Consider the following 23,189-nt stretch of genomic DNA (forward strand, 5'->3'; position numbering starts at 1 on the left):
TTTTAATATTATGGTTTCATTTCTTGAAAAACGGCATCAATATTTACGTCATGGAATCGATTTTAATCAGGATCGATGCTTAGAGATCGGTGCTTTGGTTGATCCTATATTGCATCGCCAAGAGGGAAATGTATTTTATGCAGACCATTTATCTACAGAAGAGTTGAAAAAACAATTTGCTTGGGATCAAAAATTTGACTTTGATCGATTGGTAGATGTTGATTTTGTTTGGGATAATCATCGACCTTTAAAAGAATGTGTGAGTGGTTCTTTTGATTATGTGGTGGCATCTCACGTGGGTGAACATGTTCCTAATCTGATTGGGTGGATTGATCAAATAACCCAAGTGTTAACGTCAAACGGCCAATTACGCTTGGTTTTACCGGACGGTCGTTATTCTTTTGATATGAAACGGCAAACGAGTAAACTGTCAGACTTATTAGCAGCATGGATGAAAAAAGCTTATTGCCCACAAACACACTTAGTATTGGATTTTGCATTAAATAAAGTTGACGATCAATTGGTTGAAGAAATGCACCGTCGTTATGTTAAAGATTTTGATGCTTCTGACTTGCCCAGCCAATTTCCTTTTCAAGAGGTGTTACAATGGGGTGAAAGAACATTAGATCCAACACATTATGAAGATGTTCATTGTTGGGTATTATCTTTGAATTTACTCGCTAAGTTTATGATTATTTTAACTGGGAATGATATTCTGAATGTAGCTTGTGCTGGATGGCATGAAATAGACCCGCCTCATAGTTATGAATTTATGGTCTTCATGGCTCCAGAAACGGATAAAGTGAAAAGAGTAAATAGCTGGGAAGAAGTTTATCTTCAAACCAAAACGAATTCAGGATTATCTCATTCACAAGATTTAGAAGTCATCACACAATTACAACAGGAAACTATCCAACTGAAAGAAGAGTTGCGCTCTATGTATGCATCATCATCATGGCGCATAACGGCTCCGCTACGCGCCATAGCAAAACGATTTAAAAAGTAGTTATTTTTTTTGAGGTCGACCAATTGAGTAATATTCGATTCCTTCATTTGCCATGATCTTGGGATCATAGATGTTTCGCAAATCGATTACTAATGCTTTCTTCATCCATCTTTTTAAGTTTATTGGTGATAAAGAACGAAATTCATTCCATTCGGTTAAGATGACTAAAGCATCTGCATTGGTTGCAGCTTCTTCGATATTATTATAATATTGAACTTCTTTTGGAAGTAAGGGTTGTGCTTTTTCGTTGCTGATTGGATCAAACGCTTTAATAATTGCGCCGCCCTCTACGAGACGATGAATAATTGGCAAAGATGCGGATTCACGCATGTCGTCGGTGTTAGGTTTAAATGTTAATCCTAAAATGGCAATGGTTTTATTATTAATATTACCCCCACAAAGTTGAATAATGCGTCCACTCATGTTGGCTTTTCTGGCATCGTTGGCTTGAGCAGCTGTTTCGATCATACGCGTGGGGGTGCCAGCTTCTTGGGCAATACGAATAAGGGCTAATGTATCTTTTGGAAAGCAAGAACCACCAAATCCAGGTCCAGGTTGTAAAAAATATTTACCAATGCGTGGATCTAGTCCCATTGCTTTAGTAATATCTTCAATATTTCCACCAACTTGATCGCATAAATCGGCAAGTTCATTAACGTAAGAGAGCTTCATTGCAAGGAAACAATTCGATGCATATTTTGCAAGTTCAGCACTTTCTAAATTGGTAAATAAAATAGGTGTCTCACGTTGGAATAAAGGTTGGTAAAGGCGCGTCATGATATCTTGTGCTTTTTTACCATGATCGGCTTTATCTTTTTCAATTCCAATAATGACTCTGTCTGGATTCATACAATCTTTGATGGCGTCCCCCTCTCTTAGAAATTCAGGGTTGGATGCTACATCGAATTCAAGATCAGGATTTTTTTGTCTGATAATCTGTGCGATACGACGGCTTGTCCCCACAGGAACGGTAGATTTCGTAACAATCACAGCATACTGTTTCAAATGAGTAGCAATCTGCAATGCGGCTTGATGAACATATGTCATATCGGCGTGGCCATCTCCATTGCGGGGCGGTGTACCAACGGCAATGAAAATCGCTTCACATTCAGGAATAGCTTCTTCTATTCTATCAAAAAACTGTAATCGATTGGTTTTAATATTGTTCTTTACCAATATATCCAAACCAGGTTCGTATATTGGGATTTCTCCTTGCTTTAAAGCGTTTAAACGATCAGGATTTGTTTCGACAACATTTACGTGTAATCCAAATTCAGCAAAACATGTTGCTGACACCAAACCGACATATCCTCCACCAATCATTGCTATACGCACAGTCACTCTCCTGGTATGGTTTAACGATTAATATGCAGTAAAATATAGCTTGATTTCTTTTAGGGTAAAGAAAAATATTAAGAATGTAAGATATTCGATGAAAAGAATTTATAAAATACATTATTTGAGCGGTAATTTAGAGGTGTTGTATAATATTTTGGTATAGTAAAGAATAGTTTTTGTATTTATAATCTTGTGATAATATTTATTTTGTGACAGCTTATGAATGTAAAATTTTATATCGTTTTTTGATATAAAATTATAAAATGTAAGGCAGTTAGCGCGTTGGTGCTATTTAGTAAAAATTATAATTATCATAAAGGTTATGTAGTGTGATACGACAAATAAGTAAGCCTTTGGTATGGGTTGCTTTATTAGGACGCATGGTTTTAAGTGGCGTTCAAGAGGCAGGTGCTTTGGCGTTGTTTGCGTTACAAGGTATTATAAACATCTTTTCCCCTCCATTTTATTGGCGTATTTTTGTCGGCAGCATGATTAATATTGGATATTTATCTTTGCCCGTTGTGGCATTGACCGCCCTTTTTTCAGGAGGGGTCATTGCATTGCAATCTTATACTGGTATGGCGCAATATCACGTGGACAGCGCTATTGCGAGTATCGTTGTGTTGGCGGTAACCCGTGAGTTGGGGCCTGTGCTAGCAGGGTTGATGGTTGCTGGACGGGTTGGTGCTGCAATGGCTGCAGAAATTGGCACGATGCAAGTCACGAATCAAATTGATGCTTTGCGGACCTTATCTACGAACCCGATTAAATACTTGGTGGCACCTCGCCTACTAGCAGCAACCATTGCTTTACCTTTTCTAGTCATTATTGCAGATATTTTGGGTGTGCTGGGTGGATTTACGGTTTCGATCATGAAATTAGGATTTACGCCACAAGGTTATATTATGGCAACGTTTAACGCTGTCAAACCAATGGATATTACAATTGGACTCGTTAAAGCAGGCGTGTTTGGTTTTTTAATTGCGTTAATGGGATGTTATCATGGGTATCGCAGTAAAGGCGGTGCGCAAGGCGTTGGGGCTTCTACAACAGCCGCTGTGGTTGCAGCATCTATTTTACTTTTAGTTTTTGATTATTTATTAACGGATATTTTCTTTTCAAAATGACCCAATCTGTTCCCAAAATACGCATTCGCAATTTATCTAAATCTTTTGGCAGTAATCATGTATTGCGTGATGTTAGTATGGATGTTGAAACAGGCACCTCTTTCGTTATTATTGGGGGGTCTGGTAGTGGTAAATCTGTTTTATTACGTTGTATTTTAGGATTAATGGTGCCAGATAGTGGTAGTATTGAAATTGATGGGCAAAATATTTTTGAATTATCCTCTGCGCAACGTAATGAAAAATTGCAACAAATGGGGATGTTGTTTCAAAATGCAGCATTGTTTGATAGTTTGCCTATTTGGCAGAATGTAGCCTTTGCTTTACTTTATGGTCATCGTAAAAACAAACCAAAAGTAAGCCGTCACGAAGCGTATGACATCGCTTGTGACGTTCTGAAACTGGTTGGTTTAGATCCAACTATGGTTAGCGATTTGTATCCTGATGAATTATCTGGCGGTATGCAAAAACGGGTTGGATTGGCCAGAGCGATTGCTTCAAAGCCAGAAATAATATTTTTTGATGAACCTACAACAGGATTAGACCCTATTATGGGGGCTGTGATTGATGAGCTGATTAAAAGTTGTGTGGATACATTGGGATCAACAGCGATCGCAATTACGCATGATATGGCTTCTGCGCAACGTATTGGGGATCATGCGGCGATGTTATATAAAGGTGAGTTAATTTGGCAAGGGAAAGCCAAAGATTTGCTAATGACTGACAATCCTTATGTGCATCAGTTTACTCACGGTTTGCGTCAGGGCCCGATTAAAGTTGAAACAAAAGTAAAATAGAGGTTTGGGGTGGCAAAAAAGCCAGTTAAACAGTTTGTTTGTCAGAGTTGTGGTTCGGTTTATCCCAAATGGACAGGAAAATGCGAAGCGTGTGGTGAATGGAATACGATCGAAGAAGAGCAAGTTCAAGCCACACCTTTATCCGTTGTTGAGCATCAACGTGGGCAAAAGATTGTTTTTACAGGATTAGATGGGGATAGTGCACCACCTCCTCGTCAAGAAGTTGGCATTGCAGAGCTAGATCGTGTTCTGGGCGGTGGATTAGTTCAAGCATCAGTGAGTTTGGTTGGTGGCGATCCTGGGATTGGTAAATCGACTTTGTTATTGCAAGCAGCTTGCGCATTATCCAAACAAGGTCGGCGCGTTCTTTATATTTCTGGTGAAGAATCGATTAATCAAATTAGAATGCGTGCCAATCGTTTGGGATTGGAAAACAGCGAACAACGCAAGAATATTGAGCTGGCAGCTTGCATTAATGTTTCGGATATTTTGGCAACCTTAGAAGCTGAACAGAATGTCAGTTTAGTGATTATTGATTCTATCCAAACCATGTGGTTGGACAGCATCAACGGTGCACCTGGGACGGTCAGTCAAGTCCGAGCCTCTGCGTTTGAGCTTATTCGTTTAGCAAAGAAAAAAGAATTCTCTTTAATTTTTGTTGGCCATGTGACCAAAGAGGGTTCCTTGGCTGGCCCCAGAGTATTAGAACATATGGTTGATGCGGTTTTGTATTTCGAAGGGGATCGAGGGCATCAGTTCCGTATCTTGAGAGCAGCTAAAAATCGCTTTGGGGCTACGGATGAGATCGGTGTTTTTTCGATGACAAGTGAAGGGTTGGTTGAAGTCTCTAACCCATCGGCTTTATTTCTTGCGGAACGTCATGGTAATATTGCAGGATCAGCGGTTTTTGCAGGACTAGAAGGCACACGTCCTGTTTTATTAGAGGTTCAAGTATTACTTGCACCTAAAGCTGGTGATTCCGCACCAAGACGCACGGTTATCGGTTGGGATGGTGCACGTTTAAATATGTTATTGGCCATTTTGGAAACACGATGCTCTTTGCGGTTTAACAGTGTGGACGTGTATTTAAATATGGCTGGCGGACTAAGAGTTACCGAACCAGCAGCTGACTTAGCGGTAGCTGCGGCATTGGCCTCAGCACTTACACGACAACCGACTTCTCCAGGTTCTGTATTTTTCGGTGAAATTGGACTATCGGGTGAAATCAGGCAAGTCCCTCAGGCAGATTTACGTGTCAAAGAAGCGCATAAACTAGGGTTTGATGAAATTATTCTGCCTAAACGTGTTGCCAGAGGAAATACAAAATTATCTGAGCCGAAAGGTCTGCGTTTGGTAGAAACTGGGCATATTACGGATTTAGTTTCTCAATTCACGATGAGTGAATAATGAGCGAAATAGTATTTGAATGTGATATTTGGTTTTAAAATATTGTATTAATTGTTAATGAATTTTATATTATAAAATTATCGAAATGATAAGTGGTTAATATTTTGATTTATGAAGTTGGAATGTAATATGCGAAGTAAGTTTCGTGGTTTTTATACAAATAATGAACAAAAAAATACTAAATTATTTAAAGATAACAATACATTATTTGTTTTTGATACCAATTTCATTCTTGATTTATATAGAAATAATGACAAGACGCAATCTGCGATGAAAGAAGCAGTAAAAGCCGTGCAGAGTAAAATATGGTTACCATATTTTTCAGCTTTAGAATATCAAAGAAAAAGATTAGATGAAATTCATTCTCAGGCTAACAACATAATCACCACTCTTAAACCATTAGCCGAAACGATAACAGCTTTAGAAGAAAAAATTAACCAGATAGAAAAAACTAAATTAAGATATTACACAGATACTACTGAAGATATACAAATAAAATTGCAAGCAATAAAAGATGATTTAGAACAATTTCTAAATCAAAAGTCACAAGGAATTAAAGAAAAAAACGATCAAATTATAGAACATGATTCTATTAGAGATTGGGTTGATGAGATTTTTCAGGATAGAATAGGTAGTAAATCCTCCGAAGCTGAATTAAGTGATTTAAATTCTGAATGTCAAAAGCGATTTGAAAACCTTATTCCTCCTGGTTTTGCAGATAAATCCAAAGAAGGCAAAAAAGAAGCACAGTTTGGATATGATGGTAACTTGTATCATAGAGCATATGGTGATTTTTATGTATGGAAAGAGTTATTAGAAAAGACAAAAAGTCTCAACGTTAATACTGTTTTTTTTATTACGAATGATGAAAAGCAAGATATGGTGCATAAGGCTGGTTACATTAAAACAGGAGCACATGCGTCATTAAGAGAAGAAATTTTTAAAGAAACATCAGCTAAGAACTTTGAAATATTATCAACTTATGAATTTATAACAGGCGTCAGTAGCGCTTATCGATTAGATATTAATCAAGAAAATATTAGAGTTAATTTTAATGAGTGGAGTGACGCATATGATATGCATGAAAATCAAACCACTATCGATACAAAACTAGAAGCAATAAAATTCTTTAACATATTTAGTAATATGAAAGAGCAAGAAGAGAGAGCGAAACAAGAACGTATCAAACTATCAGAATTATTAAAGTTAAGTGGTTGGATATCTTCAACTGATGATGAAAATAATGAGTAAATTTTTTTTATATTAACTTATTAGTTATGAATATTATATCACAATGAATAATATGAAGTATCTTTACAAGAGGGCTGTCACTATATCTCAATAAGATTGATCTATTCTGAATTCTATAATATTAATACACCAACTGAATAATACTTCACTATAAAGAAAGATAGAAAACAATGAGTGCACAGCACGATTATAAAGTAAAAGATATTTCATTGGCTGAATGGGGACGTAAAGAGGTTTCTATTGCCGAAGGCGAAATGCCAGGTCTTATGGCTCTGCGCGAAGAATATAAAGGTAAAAATATTCTGAAAGGTGCACGTATTGCGGGTTGTTTACATATGACCATTCAAACCGCAGTGTTGATCGAAACCTTGATTGATCTTGGCGCAGAAGTTCGTTGGTCTTCTTGTAATATCTTTTCGACTCAAGATCATGCTGCTGCTGCAATGGCTGCTGCGGGTGTGCCTGTATTTGCTTGGAAAGGCATGAACGAAGAAGAGTTCATGTGGTGTATTGAACAAACCGTTCATGGCCCCAATGGCTGGGTTCCAAATATGATTTTGGATGACGGTGGTGATTTAACCATTTTGATGCATGAAAAATATCCTGAAATGTTAAAAGATGTTCGTGGTCTTTCAGAAGAAACCACCACAGGTGTTCATCGTTTACATGCAATGGCTAAAAAAGGTCAATTATTGGTTCCCGCATTTAATGTAAACGATAGTGTTACCAAATCCAAATTTGACAATCTTTATGGATGTCGTGAAAGCTTGGTTGATGCGATCCGTCGTGGAACTGATGTGATGATGTCTGGTAAAGTTGCGGTTGTTGCAGGTTTTGGTGACGTGGGTAAAGGTTCTGCTGCTAGCCTTCGTAATGCAGGTTGTCGCGTATTGGTAACCGAAGTGGATCCAATTTGTGCATTACAAGCGGCTATGGAAGGCTATGAAGTGGTTACGATGGAAGATGCTGCTCCTCGTGGAGACATCTTTGTAACCTGCACAGGGAACATTGATATTATTACTCTAGACCATATGCGTGCGATGAAAAATCGTGCGATTGTTTGTAATATTGGACATTTTGATTCTGAAATTCAAGTGGGTAAACTTCGTAATTTCACGTGGGATAACATTAAACCACAAGTGGATGAAATCGTATTCCCAGATGGTAATCGTATCATCTTATTGTCAGAAGGCCGTTTGGTTAATCTTGGTAATGCAACAGGTCACCCATCTTTTGTGATGTCTGCGTCTTTCACCAATCAAACCTTGGCTCAAATCGAGCTTTGGAATGCACCTGCTGGTAAATATGAACCAAAAGTATATACATTACCTAAATTCCTAGACGAAAAAGTGGCTGCTTTACATTTAGATAAAGTTGGTGCGAAATTATCTAAATTGAATAAAGACCAAGCTGATTATATTGGTGTGGAAGTTCAAGGTCCATTTAAACCAGAAATGTATCGTTACTAATTTAATTTTCTGTAATATTATTACTATAAATATAGAAAGTTTATAAAAGCACATTATGGGAATATAATGTGCTTTTAATATGGGTTATTCTATTATTTTTTATAAAGATGTTCTTTCTTTAAATATTCGTTATATTGAATTGGATAGCTGAATGAGAATAGTAAATGTCTTTTTACTATGTATCGCTTTTTGGCTTGCAGCTGCCGCGAGTTTTTCTGGTTATATTGGAAAATATGGATTTTTGGAAGCTACGCCCAGGGCTGGTATAGAAGTGATGTTGAATGGACATGCTTTTAAACCGTTTGTTTATCGACAATTTGCTCCAATAATCGCGCGTATAGTGACTGTAAATACCCCGCGTTCAATACGTGATGGTATCGTGTCACGAGTCCAACCTACATATGGTTATTCTATGTTAGCAGGCAATCATAGTAATAAGGAAAAATTACAGTATATTATTATTTACTATTTAAATTTCTTATTATTATTTTGTAGCCTCTTTATATTACGAAGTATTTTATTAGGATTCCAGTGCAGTTATATTACATCTATTCTTGCACCGATATTGGTGGTGTTATGTATACCTTATGTTCAAACTGTTGCTGGGTATTTTTATGATAATATAGAACTGTTTTTTATGTCTTTGGCATTTTTATCTGCTTTCAGAGGTAAATATATTTTATTACTATGCCTTATTATTCCAGCAACATTAAATAAAGAATCTTTTCTATTTTTTCTGCCAACGTTATATCCGATTATACGTCATACATTTTGTATAAAAAAATCTATATATATCCTTTCCATAGGGATGTTCTTGTCCGGAATAACAAATTTGATTGTTAAAAAAATATATGTGGCAAATGCAGGTGGTCTTATAGAGTATCATCTATGGGATAATATTGTTGCTTATTCAAAGTATTCTTTTTATTTTTTAAAGGAAACAACTTATAGCGTAATTAGTCCCGCAGGTTTTTCAATTGTCTATATTGTTATTGTAGTTACTCTTTTTACTCAAATATGGGGTAAGTTAGCAGAAAATTTAAAGCACCATATTTTTATAGTAACTTGTATTAATTTACCTTTGTTCTTTCTGTTCTGTGGGCCAGGGGAACTGAGAAATCTGAGTTTTTTTTATGTATCAATGACGTTATTGGTTGGAGCTGTGATCGATGATAAAAGCGCCTATAAGTCAGTATAACGGCTGATTTAATCGTATTTCCTATGCTTTAGATATTGATAATAATTAATACCAATTTGTATATTGATTACACCAATTATAGAATTCATCCTGAGACGGCTCATCATCCATCCTAGTTGGGCGTTTTACAATCTCTAAAGCAATTTTGGGAATTTCTGTATTAAAAGTTGTTTTAACCCAGTCTTGAAATGCGATATTTGGGCTTACAAAGAATTTAGGATTATAAATATTGGGTGGATACGGAAATTCTTCATCCCAGCAAATCTCATCATATCCAATGGCGAGGAGCCTCAGAAAGTCCAGCGCATTCTCTGCTAAAACACAGCATAAGATTGAACCTGATCCTGATCCCATATGGACGATTTTAAGCTCAGCTTTATCATTTAACCAGAATGCACATTGTGAACCTTCTGCACCAGTTTGCCCAAAAATATATAATCGTTGTTGTATTTCTTTTATTTTTTCTTGATGATTTTGATCATTTAGGTTGTTAAAACCAAACCAACATGGGGCTGATTCATTGAGGCTGGCACAAAATTCTACACAGGTTCCACCATCCCGTTTAGTGTCTGTCCAGTTTGCTTTTAATTCATCATCGGGATATAAAAAACCTATTCGATGAGTATCAGTATCAATGAATAGATTATGATCTTCTATCCATTGATATAGCATCTTCATTTCATGTGGAATTGCTATTTCAGCAGGCAGATTTTGTTCAAGCTGTCTGATAAGCTTATTACCCATGAAACATTTCTTTTTTAATGACACTTACTGCATTTATCACAAGAGCTACATCCGCTCTTACTTGGGGCGCAATGTTTTAATGCCCATTGCTGTGTAACAGTAGGTGCATGGATTAGCTTTAACATATTAGCCAACCCTTGCCATAGCGTTTTTCCAACTTTTGGAAAGAAACGATTGATCCAAAATAAAACGCAAAGGCTAACGATAAAAACAACAATAATGGTTTGCATAGTATATCCTCCTATTTAAAGAGTAATGATGCGACATGCCATGTGACAAAAGAACTAAAATAAGCCAAGAAGAACAGATAAGCGGTGGTTCCAATAACGATTTTCCAAGAGCCAGTTTCTTTTTTTATCACAGCAAGTGTAGAGAAACATTGCGGGGCAAAGACGTACCATGCCAGAAACGCAAGGCCTGTTGCGATGCTCCATTGTGAAGATAAAAAGTGAATAAGCTGTGTCGGTGCATCTGTATCAACAGCACCGACAGCATAAACCGTTGCAAGTGAGGTAATGGCGACTTCGCGTGCAGCTAGTCCCAAAATTAATGCAACACAAATTTCCCAATTAAATCCAACTGGTGCAAAGAATGGTTGAATCCAATGTCCGATTATGCCTGCAAAACTATAATCAATAGCAGGTCCAGTTGCTCCGGCAGGTGGTTTGGGAAAACTTGATAAAGCCCATAACAAAATACTAACGGTTAAAATGATATTCCCAACGCGGGAAACAAAGATTTCAATGCGTTGCCATAAGCCAAAAATAATGGAGCGTATATTTGGAAAACGGTAAGAGGGTAATTCTAACAATAGTGAGTTTTCATAGCTGCTCTTGCCTTTTTTGAGAATAAGCGCAACTAGAAATGCTGTAGCAATTCCGAGGAAATATAATCCAAACAGCACCAGACCTTGTAAATTAAAGATATATCCTATTGTCTTATGTGGGATAAAGGCTGCAATTAACAACGCATAAACAGGCAAGCGTGCTGAACAAGTCATTAAGGGAGCAATAAGAATAGTTACCAAGCGATCTTTTGCGCTAGGGATAGTACGGGTTGCCATGATTCCAGGAATAGCACAAGCAAAGCTGGAGAGAAGAGGAATAAAAGACCGTCCATTTAATCCAACAGAAGCCATAATTCGATCCAGTAAGAATGCAGCTCTGGGTAAATATCCAGATTCCTCTAAACATAAAATCCATAAAAACAAAATCAAGATTTGAGGAAGGAAAGCAAAAGTTGTTCCTACGCCAGCAAAAATACCGTCGACGATCAAGCTTTGTAAGATACCTTCAGGAAGTAAATGTGCAATCTGCTGCCCTAGCCATGTTGTAAGATCCTGTATTCCGTCCATAAATGGTTGAGCCCAAGAGAATACGGCTTGGAACATAATGAAAAGTAAAACTAAAAGAATAATCGGACCAATAATTGGATGTAAAACCCAGCGATCAACTTTCTCATTAAAAGCAGTAGAGGTCTGAGAGGTATTTTTTACACATTCAAGAAGAAGGTTTCTGACTTCAACATGTAAGTCTGTTCCATCGGTTAATTCAATTGTTGGAATTTTAAAAGCATTATCAACAGAATCTAATAATGTTTTAGCGCCATTTTTTTGCGTTGCAATGGTTGGAACAATAGTCACGCCTAAAAGTGATTCTAATTTAGGAATATCAATTTCAATGCCGTGTCTTTTGGCGATATCGCTCATATTCATCGCGATAATTGTTGGTCGTTTCAGACGGCAAATTTCCAAGGCAAAACGTAAATGAAGCCGTAAATTCGTTGCATCAATCACGCAGATTAATGCATCAGGTGCAGCTTCATTGCGATATTTACCCATACACATATCGCGTGTTACTTCTTCATCAGGGCTGGTTGCATTCAAACTATAAGCACCAGGAAGATCGATGATAGTGATTGCACGCCCTTGGGGGCTGGTAAAGCGACCTTCTTTACGTTCAACGGTAACGCCAGCATAATTGGCAACTTTTTGGCGACTGCCTGTAAGTTGATTGAATAAGGCGGTTTTTCCACAGTTTGGATTACCAACCAGAGCTATTCTTGAATAATTATTTTTGTTTAAATTTGTCATTATTTTATGAATCTGCACGAATAATTACTCTTGCGGCTTCATTGCGACGCAAGGCAAAACGGGTGGAGCCAACTTGTACTGCAATTGGATTTGCGCCAAATGGACCAAAAGCGATAACTTTAACGGTTTCACCTGAAACAAAACCTAAATCGCGTAAACGATTTGAAATAGGATCAGGAGTCTGTAAATCTTCGACGTGATCGACGATGCAACTTTTCCCAGGGGATGAAGTGTTTAAACTGAATGTGCTCATAATAAAAATGGCCAAAATATTAATAATGATTTTCGTTCTTAACATTTTGGCAGATTTTTTGTCATATGTCATTATTTTTGGGTGAATATGTCAGAAAGTTTTAATCATCGATTAAATTAGATCAATAATTATCATTAAGATGATTATGTAGGATATCTATAAAGATACTGTTAAAAAAATTGATATTGAATAATATTTTTCTTCATTCATGATGATATTTGATGTATATTAAACACAGTAGAAGAGATGAAAGGTTTCTTTACTAGAATAAATAATAGAGATGAGGTCAAAATGATCATTTTGATGCTTTAGAAGAGCTCTTATTATTTTTATAATTATACTTACCTATTTTATAATGATTAGAGACGTTGCCTAATGATAGGGGCGTTATTGAAAATATAGGCTTGTCGCCTAAAATAAAGGGACAAAAAATATGAATATAGAAAAATTTACCGAACGGTCACAAGGTTTTTTGCAAGCTGCACAGACGATTGCTATTCGTGAATTTCATCAGCAATTAACCCCTCAACATCTATTAAAAGCATTATTAGATGATAATGAAGGGGCTGCAGCGTCATTAATTCGTGCTGCGGGTGGTGATCCGAAAATTATTCAAGGTGCGGTTGAGCATGTTTTGGAATCTTTACCAAAAGTGCAAGGTGGTGGGGCTGGGCAACCTCAAGCAACGCCAGAACTTATCCGTGTCTTGGATAGTGCTGAACAAGAAGCCACCAAAGCAGGTGACTCGTATGTTGCTCAAGATCGTCTATTATTGGCAATTGCAGCCTCGGATACGCCTGCAGGGTATGCGATGCAGAAAAATGGTGTTTCTGCACAAAATTTATCCCATGCAATTGACGCTATTCGTAAGGGTCGAAAGGTTGATAGTGCAAATGCCGAGGCCTCTTTTGATGCGTTGAAAAAATATGCAAGAGATATGACGGAAATTGCACGTCAAGGTAAGCTTGATCCTGTGATAGGGCGTGATGAAGAAATTCGTCGTGCCGTTCAAGTGCTTGCACGTCGGACAAAAAATAATCCCGTGTTGATCGGTGAGCCCGGTGTGGGTAAAACCGCAATTGTGGAAGGTTTGGCGCTTCGTATCGTTAACGGAGACGTGCCTGAAGCACTAAAAAATAAACAATTATTGGCTTTGGATTTAGGAGCCTTGGTTGCTGGTGCTAAATACCGTGGCGAGTTCGAAGAACGACTAAAAGCGATTTTGAAAGAAGTCGAAACCGCAGCAGGTAAAGTCATTTTATTTATTGATGAAATGCACACGATTGTTGGGGCTGGTCGTTCTGATGGGGCGATGGATGCGTCTAACTTAATTAAACCTGAATTAGCTCGTGGTACATTACACTGTATTGGCGCGACGACATTGGATGAGTATCGTAAATACATCGAAAAAGATGCAGCATTAGCCCGTCGTTTCCAACCTGTATTTGTGGGTGAACCAACGGTTGCAGATACAATTTCTATTTTGCGTGGTATTGCGGAAAAATATGAATTGCATCATGGGGTTCGTATTGCAGATAGTGCCTTGGTTGCCGCTGCTACGTTATCTAATCGCTATATTACAGATCGTTTCTTGCCTGATAAAGCGATTGATTTAGTTGATGAGGCTGCCAGTCGTTTGCGGATGCAAATTGATAGTAAACCAGAGGCTTTGGATGAACTTGATCGTCGTTTAATTCAATTAAAAATTGAACGTGAAGCGCTGAAGCGTGAGGAAGATTCTGCCAGTAAAGAACGTTTGGCAACCTTAGAAAGTGAAATCGCTGCATTGGAAGAAAAATCTGATGCAATGACGGCTGCTTGGCATGCAGAAAAAGAGCAAGTTAATGCAGTGCAGAAATTACAAGAGCAATTGGATCAAGCGCGCTCTGAAGTCGAAGTTGCTCAACGTCAAGGGAATTTAGCCAAAGCGTCTCAGTTGATGTATGGCACCATTCCTGATTTGCAAAAACAAATTGAAGATACACAAAGCAAGAACAACGAACATCCAGAGGCTGGGCAGCTGGTTTCTCAAGCCGTGACCGATCATGAGATTGCTGGGGTCGTTTCACGTTGGACAGGCATTCCAGTGGACAAAATGCTGGAAGGTGAACGTGCGAAATTACTTCGTATGGAAGATGAGCTTCGTGAACGTGTCATTGGCCAAGAGGCTGCATTGAAAGCCGTATCTAATGCAGTCCGTCGTGCGCGTGCGGGATTACAAGATCCCAATCGTCCAATTGGTTCGTTCTTATTCTTAGGCCCAACAGGGGTCGGTAAGACAGAACTAACCAAAGCATTGGCTGATTTCTTGTTCGATGATGAGAAAGCAATGGTGCGAATTGATATGAGCGAGTTTATGGAAAAACATGCTGTATCTCGTTTAATTGGTGCGCCTCCTGGTTATGTTGGATATGAAGAAGGTGGCGTATTAACCGAAGCGGTTAGACGTCGCCCTTATCAAGTCATTTTGTTTGATGAAGTTGAAAAAGCGCACGAAGATGTGTTTAATATTTTGCTGCAAGTGCTTGATGATGGTCGCCTCACGGATGGTCAAGGACGTACCGTTGATTTCAGAAATACGATGATTATTTTAACCAGTAATCTTGGCTCTGAAGTTTTAGCTAATCAACCAGATGGTGAAACAACGGATATGGTTGAAGCTGACGTTATGAAGGTTGTGCGTTCACATTTCCGTCCAGAGTTTTTAAATCGTTTGGATGAAATTATTCTGTTTAGTCGCTTGCAAAGAGCGGATATGGCGAAGATTGTTGATATTCAGTTGGGTCGTTTACAAAGTCTTTTGGCTGATCGTAAGATTAAATTGGATCTTGATGACAAAGCCCATAGCTGGTTGGAGCAAGCTGGATACGATCCTGTTTATGGAGCTCGTCCATTAAAACGGGTCATTCAACGGAATCTTCAAAATCAGTTGGCTGAGTTGGTTTTACAAGGTGATGTCTATGATGGTGAAAATATTCCCGTCAGTGCCAATGATAAAGGGTTAACAATTAAAGGTCAGCAAGGCTCTGATTTAAGTTAATCAGAATATTCTTACTCAATTAAATAATTTAAAGAATAAAGGTAGGGGTTATTATAATCCCTACTTTTTTTATTCTCACAAAGATGAATTTTATTCATCAAAAATAATTATATGTTAATAATAATCAAACAGAATTAATTTGCATCTTTCATTATTTCGAAAAAGAGAAAATAAGTGTCTAAAATTACAAGCCAAAATACTAGTGACAATATTATTTATAATATTCAAAATCTTGTTATTCCCAGAGCTGCAATGATAACCAATACCATTCGTGTGAATGCAGGTCAGACGATTACCAATTCTACAATTAATAGTGGTGAGGAAATCATTGTTTCATCAGGAGGCAGTTCCACTTATTTAACGCTAAATGGTGGGGTGCAGTATATTTCTTCTGGTGGTGTAGATCGGAATGCTACGGTATATGTTGGCAGCCAATTTGTTTATAGTGGAGGTAGTGCAATTAATACGTCGGTATATAGCGGTGGGGTGCAATATATATCAGGTGGTACTATTTATAACGGAAAAATAATAAGTGGTGGGGTACAATATGTTTATGACAATGGAATAGTTTCAGGCTCTTGGGTAGCAAGTAATGGAGTTGCTGTAAGTGCTAGTGAAGTATTAAAAGGGGGAGTGCAATACGTTTATGGGGGAAACGTATTTTCCACCATGGTAAGGGGCATTCAATATATATATAGTGGTGTTGTCAGGGACACAACCATTGAAGGATTGTCAGCTTCGCAGTATGTATTATCAGGTGGAGAGGTTCGTAATATTATTGTGAATGGTGGAGCTACTCAGGTAATATCAGGTGGAATAATGAATTCAGGTGATGTTCGAAATTTTAGTAATTCAGATGTATTAAGCGTGGTGAGTACAGGTGGATATACAGACACTTCAATTATCTCATTTATGCAAGAAACTCGTCAGTATGTATCTGGTGGTGGAATAGTCAATAATGTAACGGTATCAGCAAGAGGGTTGAGTTACATTAGTAAGATCAGTAAGTATAATCCTTGGGGACAGTATTCATATATTACTTATTATGAGGATTATGGGGCGGTTCAGTATGTTTTGAATGGAGGAATTGTTAATGGTGGCAAAATAACAGGAACTGTGAATGGTGCTGGTAGTATAATCAATGATGGTCGTGCCATACAATATGTTTCTTCAGGAGGTGTGGTAAACGATATCGACGTTTATTTGGGAGGAAAGCAATACATTAGTGATGGCGGTATAGTTAATAGGACTCGTGTAGATTATGGGCAGCAACATATTTTGTCTGGGGGAAAAGCTTATAGCACCATTATTGGTTATTATAATAAAGGTATACAGTATGTATCTTCAAGCGGATTAGCAAGCGATACTACTATCTCTCAAACTGGATCAATGGTTGTATTTTCAGGAGGAATAATCGATGGCAATACTGTTGTTTCAGGTGGATATTTATCTATTGCCAATGGTGGTGTTTTAGAAGGAAATGTGATGTTAAATCCTGGTGGTCGGGTGACTATTGGGTTATCAAATGGTGGTTCTGTTGATTTAATTGGGAATAATAATAGTGGTTTGATTATTTCTGGATATACTGCTGGTATAAATACGAGTGTTTCAACGGTAATTAGTAATTTTTCTGGTTTAGGAAGTGATTTCTCGGATAAAGTGACTGTTGATGGGTTACAAGCTGCTAATGTTTCTTCTGTGACGTATCCTGATGATGATCATATTACTTTAAAATTATTAGATGGCACTTCTCTGACATTGAATATGATTGGGATTAAACAAACAGGATATACATTGGGCAGTGATGTTAATGGCAACTTAACCATGATTGTTTGTTTCTTAACGGACACGATGATTAAAATGGCTAAAGGGGTTTGTGCGGTTGAAGATATTCAAGTTGGGGATACCGTATTAAGTTATGATCCGAAAAGTAAAGCAAAAGTAAAAAAGAAAGTAATTTGGGTTGGGAAACAAACTGCACGTGTGAATGCGAGGTTGCCTGATGACCAAGCGGGCTATCCAGTGCGTATTTTGAAGAATGCTTTTAAGAAAAATGTTCCTAATAAAGATTTACTGATTACTGCCGAGCATTGTCTTTTTATTGATGGGTATTTTGTCCCTGCTCGAATGTTGGTGAATGGTCGTTCTATTTTTTATGATTATTCTATGATGTCTTATGAATATTATCATATTGAAACCGAAGACCATTCTGTAATTTGGGCGGATGGGATGTTAACGGAAAGTTACTTAAACACTGGCAATCGTCATGCGTTTAATAGAGATCAGAAAGTTGTTGTATTCGATCCTCAAGTTAAATCTTGGGATAAAGATGCTGCAGCCCCGCTGATGGTAGGACGTAGTTTTGTAGAACCAGTTTTTAATAATTTGGTAAAGCGTGCAGATAAACAAAAGATTTTGATTCAGAATAGCAATAACGTTGTTTTATCAAACGATCATGGTTTATACTTATTAACAGAAGATGGTGAACAAATTCGCCAAAACAGAGCAGAGAATAATGTTTTAATCTTTAAATTGCCAGCAAACACAAAAAATGTTTATCTTGTTTCTAGGAAAAGTCGCCCTTGTGATGTGATTGGTCCTTTTGTGGACGACCGTCGTTTCCTTGGTGTATTGGTTGGTCACGTTACTGTTTCAAATGAATTTGGGGCCGATCTTGTGACACGATATTTACAACAAGACGAGTTGCAAGGCTGGTCTGTAGTAGAGCAATCTCCTTGTCGATGGACAACGGGTTGTGCTTTTTTACCGCTTGATGTTTACCATGCAGATTCTGAATTTGAAATTACTATTCAGATTATTAGTGCAGGGCCTTATATCGTCGAAGAAAATCTTGTTGAAGAAGAAAAAATAGCTGTTTAAAGTTATTATTTAAAAATAGTTTAATTGATGCGATGTTTTTTTAAAGATAGTAATGTTAGTAATGAACATTACTATCTTGTTTTTAATTTTTTTATCGCTTTGCTGTCTCAAAAGTTTCCAGTGTTTCTTTTCTGGCAATATCATGAATAATGACAGGTTGAGGATAGTCAATCAATTCTCCTTTTTTTTCTATCCATATATAAGGTTCATGAATAAATTTATCTGGTACTTTTGCAAGTTCAGGTATCCATTGTCGAATAAATTCACCTTTGGGATCAAAGCGTTGCCCTTGGGTGGTTGGGTTAAAAATGCGAAAATAAGGTGTGGAATCCGTTCCAGTAGATGCGGCCCATTGCCAACCACCATTATTGGCAGCTAAATCCCCATCTGTAAGTTGTGACATAAAATAGCGTTCACCCCAACGCCAATCAATCAGTAAATCTTTGACCAAGAAACTTGCTGTAATCATGCGTAATCGATTATGCATCCAGCCTGTTTGGTTGAGTTGTCGCATGGCTGCATCAATAATAGGATATCCAGTATTTCCTGTCTTCCATTGCTCAAAATGGTCTGGGTTATTTTTCCATTTGATACGATCCGTCCAATCAATGAATGGTTTGTGTTTGCATAAATAAGGGTGGGCGACGATCAAATGCTGATAGAATTCCCGCCAAATCAGTTCGTTAAACCATGTAAATGCGCCACTTTTTTGTTTTTCCCAAAAGTCTGGATATTCTTGAACCAAATATTGGAAGCATTGTCTGACGGATATCACCCCTAATGCGAGATAAGCGGAAAGATGGCTGGTATAGTCAAGGCTAGGAATATCACGCTTCTCGGTATAATCTTCAACTTTTTCAGCACAGAATTCTTCAAGTTTTTCCAAAGATTTTTGTATATCAGGAACAAAAAAGTCATAATCCTCTTTGGGATAATCAAGCGCCGGGATTTTATTTGCTTTTATTGTTAATTTTTTTCTGGGTTCAGGTTTACTATGTATATTGGGAATGTTTTGTATAAATAGATCTAAAAATGCATTTCGAAAAGGTGTAAAGACTTTATACATTTGTTGTTGACCATTTAAAACAGTCAATGGAGTGCTAAAGAGGTTTCCATCAAACTCAAAGCATTTGATATCAGGGTCTAATTTATCTTTTAATAAACGATCTCGTTTACGTTCATTATATTCATATTGATTATTATAAAAAATTTGATCAACGGCATGTTTTTTGCATAGCTGAACGATTTCATCGATGCTGTCTGTAAAATCGTCGCAAGTTTGAAAAAGCAAAGGGATATTTAATGCAGCAAGTTCTTTTTGTAACTCAATTAACCGATCATGAATAAAGCAGGCTTGCCTTGCTGACATGTCATGTGCTTTCCATTGCTGTGGTGTGGCAATATAAAGCCCAATAACAGAGGCATCTTTATCTTCGCATGCTTTGCTTAATGCAGGGTTATCCAGAACACGTAAGTCGTTTCTAAACCAGACCAGATTTGTTTTCATGTTGATACCTTTGTTTGCCTAATACACAATATGTTGATAATTGTATTATGGAGTAAATATTATTTTAATATTTTAACAAATAACTATAATATAAAATGATAAATAAAGATAAAATATTATATCTGAGTATGCACATTTTATTTTATCCGCATTCAAAATTCATATTATTTAAAACGTATTTTATAGGGAAGTATTCATGACAACATTTGTCCATCATGATACACATGCGTCCAAAAACAATGGTGTAGTCATTGTCATTGCTGTGATTGCTGCTTTGGGTGGGTTACTATTTGGTTATGATACTGGGGTGATTGGGGTTGCTTTACTTGGTTTGGGTAAACAATTTGCATTGGATGATTTCAGCAAGCAGTTAGTAACGGGTGGAATTATTTTTGGCGCACTATTTGGGTGCTTGGGTACGGGGCCTTTATCAGATAAATTTGGGCGCCGTATTATGGTTGTCGCCGTGGGTATTGTGTTTGCGTTGGGGTCTTTGGCTTCTGCATTTGCACATAACATAGAATTTTTGATTCTATCGCGGTTTGTTTTAGGGTTATCAGCAGGTAGTTCAACTCAAATTATTCCTGTTTATATTGCCGAAGTTGCACCACCAGAACATCGTGGTAAGATGGTCGTATTATTCCAGTTTATGGTTGTCTTTGGCATTACAGTGGCTTATTTCAGTGGTTTTGTTTTAGGTGATCACTGGCGGTGGATGTTTGGTCTGGGTGTTGTTCCGGCACTTATTTTACTTGCAGGTATGTTCTTTTTACCAGAAAGCCCGCGTTGGTTGGTGATGAAACATAAAGATCAAGAAGCAATCGCAATTTTAAGCCGCTTGCGTACAAATAGCGATATTGTCCAAGCTGAAATGGACGAGATCCATACCGTTTCTAATCAGCCTCAAGGGACATGGAAGGACCTTGCTCAACCTTGGATCAGGCCTGCGGTGATTGTAGGCGCATCGATTGCCATGTTTTCCCAAATTACAGGGAATAATGCGTTAATTTATTATGCGCCCACAATTTTAACATCTGCAGGCTTTACTGAAAAAGCAGCAATTTTAGGAACAGGTTGTAGTACAATTTTGATTGTTATTATGACCATGGTTGGTAGTATATTAGTCGATAAGATAGGTCGCCGCCGCTATTTGTTATGGACTATTCCTGGATCTATTGTTGCACTAATTTTAATGGGGTTTTTGTTCATGGGCGCAGGCCCTCAAACAGATTTCAGTAAAATCATGGTTGTTGTTTGTCTTGCAGCATATTTAATGTTGAACTGTGGGGGGTTTGGTGTTTGTATTTGGTTAATCAATGCCGAGGTATATCCGTTATTTGTCCGCGGTAAAGGCGCAGCATTAGGATCATTTAGTCATTGGTTCTTTGATTTGATTGTTACTTTAACAACATTAAGCTTAGTCACTGCACTGGGAGCGACATATACATTCTGGTTATATGCCTTGATTTCTATTGTGTCAGTGATTTTTATTATTTTCTTGGTTCCAGAAACCAAAGGGAAATCTTTAGAAGAAATTGAAGGTGAACTTAAAGCAAATAAATTTTATCCTTATCAACAAAAGTAGGCTTTAAATTTATTAAGGGGAAAATATATAAGATATTTTCCCCTTAACAATATTTTTAATACTATAATATATTAAGTAAACAATTTATGACTGAGAAACTGTATCTTCGCGAGTTCTCGTTCCCCATAGTCCAAACAAAGAGCTTACGATTGCACCAATTACAAGACTAATGAAACCCCATAGAGCCATGCTGGACATTGTTTTTGCAGCCTGGTCAGCTTTTGCTTTCGCTTCATTTTTCAAAGAAATATAGGTTTGTTTTGCATGTTGTAGATTGCCTTCTAAACTATTAATTCTTTGGTCAACTTCATTAATGGCGTTATTGTGTGCTGTAATATAGTTGTTGATTGCTTGATGAACTTCTTTGTTGTTTAATTCAGAGTTATCAGCAATTGTTTTTTCTATTTGTTCACGATCAATAGGCTGTGCAATAGTTTGCGCGCGTTTTTTAAGTTTTTCGACAAGTTGAGAGATCAGGGTGTCTGCTTGGTTTGGATTAAAACCAATATCTCTAATTGTTTGTGTTAACTCATTCTTTGCATCATTTAATTGTTGTTTAAGATAATTAGGTTGCAAAGTTGGGATATTACTTTTCTTCAAAACGGATTTGATTTTTTCATCAACATTATCAAGATTATTGGTGTCGATATTAGTGTTAATATCCATTTGGCCAAAGATTTTTTGACCTAGATCAGCTGTTTTCCCAATGCCAGATCCTGCTGCAGAGGCTGCACCACCAATCATGCTGCCAGTTGCTGAAACCGTTGAACCAACAACAGTCCCAACAGTCTGAATAACTCCTCCTATAATAACAGAGCTCAGAATAGCACTGATAACAAGAGAAGTTGCCCATACTAAAAAGCCGTGGATAATACCATCGCTGCCGGCTAAACGACCCGCGATGAATGCGCCCAAAGCAAGACTTACCAACGTTGCTATAATTGTCCATACAAGGAAAGATTTACCAATATGACTTGCTGTATCAGAAGTTTGAGGGGAAATAACCCCAGCACTGAGCATCATTAATGCAAAATACACAGCAATAACAGCAAATACACCGGCAATGATACTGCCCCATGAGATGCGTTTTTGCAGATTTGTAATGTTATGAATGGCCATTAATGTTTCCTAAATAAATAAATTGAATCAAAATTATTCTTCCAATATAATCTATAAAAAATACATATTTAAAATAGTAATTATTGTAAATTTACTTATAAAAATTGAATATGTGTCAATTATTCAACATATTTATTAATAAAATTGTTTAATATTTACTATTTCATTAATATTAATTAATGAAATTAACTATTTGTTAAGTTTTAGAAAGGATAGTTTTATGAAAGGTTAGATTCTTCGTTTTTATTTGGAGGATGTATATCGAGTAAGGTATTGATTTTTTTTAGAAAACGATATTTTTTAAAAAAACTTAAAAAAAGGTTAAGAATCTTATTGACGCTTCTATTCAATTTGTATAGAAGTGTTTTTACCGGAGCGG

The 23,189-nt window shown here is 37.2% G+C and carries 17 protein-coding genes; 10 read left to right on the forward strand and 7 right to left on the reverse strand.

Features of this window, described 5'->3' with window-relative positions; translation table 11 throughout:
• Positions 1–10: 10 nt before the first annotated feature.
• On the forward strand, positions 11–1,006 hold the full coding sequence (locus PQG52_RS06555) for a class I SAM-dependent methyltransferase (RefSeq protein WP_271828593.1): 996 nt from the start codon (positions 11–13) through the stop codon (positions 1,004–1,006).
• Here PQG52_RS06555 and PQG52_RS06560 read toward each other — a convergent pair whose 3' ends face one another.
• Entirely contained in the window at positions 1,007–2,329 is a 1,323-nt protein-coding gene (locus PQG52_RS06560; RefSeq protein ID WP_271828628.1) for a UDP-glucose dehydrogenase family protein, read from the reverse strand.
• Between the two features lie 395 nt (positions 2,330–2,724).
• On the opposite strand from PQG52_RS06560, the gene PQG52_RS06565 reads away from it, so the two are divergent.
• The 6 genes from PQG52_RS06565 (at position 2,725) to PQG52_RS06590 (ending at position 9,590) form a co-directional block, all read left to right on the forward strand.
• Positions 2,725–3,471, forward strand: coding sequence for an MlaE family ABC transporter permease (locus tag PQG52_RS06565; RefSeq protein ID WP_271790707.1), 747 nt, complete (start codon positions 2,725–2,727; stop codon positions 3,469–3,471).
• Positions 3,468–4,265 carry an ABC transporter ATP-binding protein gene (locus tag PQG52_RS06570; RefSeq protein WP_271790698.1) on the forward strand — a complete coding sequence of 266 codons (798 nt, stop codon included), beginning with the start codon at positions 3,468–3,470 and terminating at the stop codon, positions 4,263–4,265. The genes PQG52_RS06565 and PQG52_RS06570 overlap by 4 nt, the downstream gene beginning before the upstream one ends.
• A gap of 9 nt (positions 4,266–4,274) precedes the next feature.
• Positions 4,275–5,672, forward strand: coding sequence for a DNA repair protein RadA (gene radA / locus PQG52_RS06575; protein ID WP_271828595.1), 1,398 nt, complete (start codon positions 4,275–4,277; stop codon positions 5,670–5,672).
• Between the two features lie 129 nt (positions 5,673–5,801).
• Entirely contained in the window at positions 5,802–6,923 is a 1,122-nt protein-coding gene (locus PQG52_RS06580) for a PIN-like domain-containing protein (RefSeq protein WP_271828597.1), read from the forward strand.
• A 170-nt stretch (positions 6,924–7,093) separates the two neighbouring features.
• A complete protein-coding gene (gene ahcY, locus PQG52_RS06585; RefSeq protein ID WP_271801447.1) occupies positions 7,094–8,392 on the forward strand; it encodes an adenosylhomocysteinase in 1,299 nt (432 codons plus the stop codon).
• A 151-nt stretch (positions 8,393–8,543) separates the two neighbouring features.
• Positions 8,544–9,590, forward strand: a complete 1,047-nt coding sequence (locus PQG52_RS06590) for a hypothetical protein (protein ID WP_271828599.1) — start codon at positions 8,544–8,546, stop codon at positions 9,588–9,590.
• A 45-nt stretch (positions 9,591–9,635) separates the two neighbouring features.
• Here PQG52_RS06590 and PQG52_RS06595 read toward each other — a convergent pair whose 3' ends face one another.
• Genes PQG52_RS06595 through PQG52_RS06610 form a run of 4 tightly spaced genes read right to left on the reverse strand, consistent with a single transcriptional unit; the run spans position 9,636 to position 12,679 of the window.
• The gene (locus tag PQG52_RS06595) at positions 9,636–10,334 is read right to left on the reverse strand and encodes a hypothetical protein (protein ID WP_271828601.1); all 699 of its coding nucleotides are present in this window, start codon (positions 10,332–10,334) and stop codon (positions 9,636–9,638) included.
• 14 nt (positions 10,335–10,348) lie between these two features.
• Positions 10,349–10,564 carry a DUF6587 family protein gene (locus tag PQG52_RS06600; protein WP_271790691.1) on the reverse strand — a complete coding sequence of 72 codons (216 nt, stop codon included), beginning with the start codon at positions 10,562–10,564 and terminating at the stop codon, positions 10,349–10,351.
• Between the two features lie 11 nt (positions 10,565–10,575).
• A complete protein-coding gene (gene feoB / locus PQG52_RS06605; protein ID WP_271828602.1) occupies positions 10,576–12,426 on the reverse strand; it encodes a ferrous iron transporter B in 1,851 nt (616 codons plus the stop codon).
• Between the two features lie 4 nt (positions 12,427–12,430).
• On the reverse strand, positions 12,431–12,679 hold the full coding sequence (locus PQG52_RS06610; protein WP_271801444.1) for a FeoA family protein: 249 nt from the start codon (positions 12,677–12,679) through the stop codon (positions 12,431–12,433).
• Positions 12,680–13,112: 433 nt separating this feature from the next.
• Here PQG52_RS06610 and clpB point away from each other — a divergent pair, with 433 nt between their 5' ends.
• Both clpB and PQG52_RS06620 read left to right on the forward strand, forming a co-directional pair.
• Entirely contained in the window at positions 13,113–15,719 is a 2,607-nt protein-coding gene (gene clpB / locus PQG52_RS06615; RefSeq protein WP_271828603.1) for an ATP-dependent chaperone ClpB, read from the forward strand.
• A 174-nt stretch (positions 15,720–15,893) separates the two neighbouring features.
• A complete protein-coding gene (locus PQG52_RS06620) occupies positions 15,894–18,599 on the forward strand; it encodes a Hint domain-containing protein (RefSeq protein ID WP_271828605.1) in 2,706 nt (901 codons plus the stop codon).
• A gap of 91 nt (positions 18,600–18,690) precedes the next feature.
• Here the strand turns inward: PQG52_RS06620 and phrB are convergent, their stop codons facing one another.
• Positions 18,691–20,106 carry a deoxyribodipyrimidine photo-lyase gene (gene phrB / locus PQG52_RS06625; protein ID WP_271828606.1) on the reverse strand — a complete coding sequence of 472 codons (1,416 nt, stop codon included), beginning with the start codon at positions 20,104–20,106 and terminating at the stop codon, positions 18,691–18,693.
• A 196-nt stretch (positions 20,107–20,302) separates the two neighbouring features.
• Here phrB and PQG52_RS06630 point away from each other — a divergent pair, with 196 nt between their 5' ends.
• Positions 20,303–21,691, forward strand: a complete 1,389-nt coding sequence (locus tag PQG52_RS06630; protein WP_271828608.1) for a sugar porter family MFS transporter — start codon at positions 20,303–20,305, stop codon at positions 21,689–21,691.
• 84 nt (positions 21,692–21,775) lie between these two features.
• Here the strand turns inward: PQG52_RS06630 and PQG52_RS06635 are convergent, their stop codons facing one another.
• On the reverse strand, positions 21,776–22,810 hold the full coding sequence (locus tag PQG52_RS06635) for a TIGR04086 family membrane protein (protein ID WP_271828609.1): 1,035 nt from the start codon (positions 22,808–22,810) through the stop codon (positions 21,776–21,778).
• Between the last annotated feature and the right edge of the window lie 379 nt (positions 22,811–23,189).

This window comes from Commensalibacter communis (assembly GCF_947179105.1).
Classification (GTDB): Bacteria; Pseudomonadota; Alphaproteobacteria; order Acetobacterales; family Acetobacteraceae; genus Commensalibacter; species Commensalibacter communis.

Bases quoted from the DNA above. Each gene is read 5' to 3' on its own strand.
- PQG52_RS06555 (WP_271828593.1), top strand. From the start codon at position 11: ATGGTTTCATTTCTTGAAAAACGGCATCAATATTTACGTCATGGAATC.
- PQG52_RS06560 (WP_271828628.1), bottom strand. From the start codon at position 2,329: ATGATTGGTGGAGGATATGTCGGTTTGGTGTCAGCAACATGTTTTGCT.
- PQG52_RS06565 (WP_271790707.1), top strand. From the start codon at position 2,725: ATGGTTTTAAGTGGCGTTCAAGAGGCAGGTGCTTTGGCGTTGTTTGCG.
- PQG52_RS06570 (WP_271790698.1), top strand. From the start codon at position 3,468: ATGACCCAATCTGTTCCCAAAATACGCATTCGCAATTTATCTAAATCT.
- PQG52_RS06580 (WP_271828597.1), top strand. From the start codon at position 5,802: ATGCGAAGTAAGTTTCGTGGTTTTTATACAAATAATGAACAAAAAAAT.
- ahcY (WP_271801447.1), top strand. From the start codon at position 7,094: ATGAGTGCACAGCACGATTATAAAGTAAAAGATATTTCATTGGCTGAA.
- PQG52_RS06590 (WP_271828599.1), top strand. From the start codon at position 8,544: ATGAGAATAGTAAATGTCTTTTTACTATGTATCGCTTTTTGGCTTGCA.
- PQG52_RS06595 (WP_271828601.1), bottom strand. From the start codon at position 10,334: ATGGGTAATAAGCTTATCAGACAGCTTGAACAAAATCTGCCTGCTGAA.
- PQG52_RS06600 (WP_271790691.1), bottom strand. From the start codon at position 10,564: ATGCAAACCATTATTGTTGTTTTTATCGTTAGCCTTTGCGTTTTATTT.
- feoB (WP_271828602.1), bottom strand. From the start codon at position 12,426: ATGACAAATTTAAACAAAAATAATTATTCAAGAATAGCTCTGGTTGGT.
- PQG52_RS06610 (WP_271801444.1), bottom strand. From the start codon at position 12,679: ATGAGCACATTCAGTTTAAACACTTCATCCCCTGGGAAAAGTTGCATC.
- clpB (WP_271828603.1), top strand. From the start codon at position 13,113: ATGAATATAGAAAAATTTACCGAACGGTCACAAGGTTTTTTGCAAGCT.
- phrB (WP_271828606.1), bottom strand. From the start codon at position 20,106: ATGAAAACAAATCTGGTCTGGTTTAGAAACGACTTACGTGTTCTGGAT.
- PQG52_RS06630 (WP_271828608.1), top strand. From the start codon at position 20,303: ATGACAACATTTGTCCATCATGATACACATGCGTCCAAAAACAATGGT.
- PQG52_RS06635 (WP_271828609.1), bottom strand. From the start codon at position 22,810: ATGGCCATTCATAACATTACAAATCTGCAAAAACGCATCTCATGGGGC.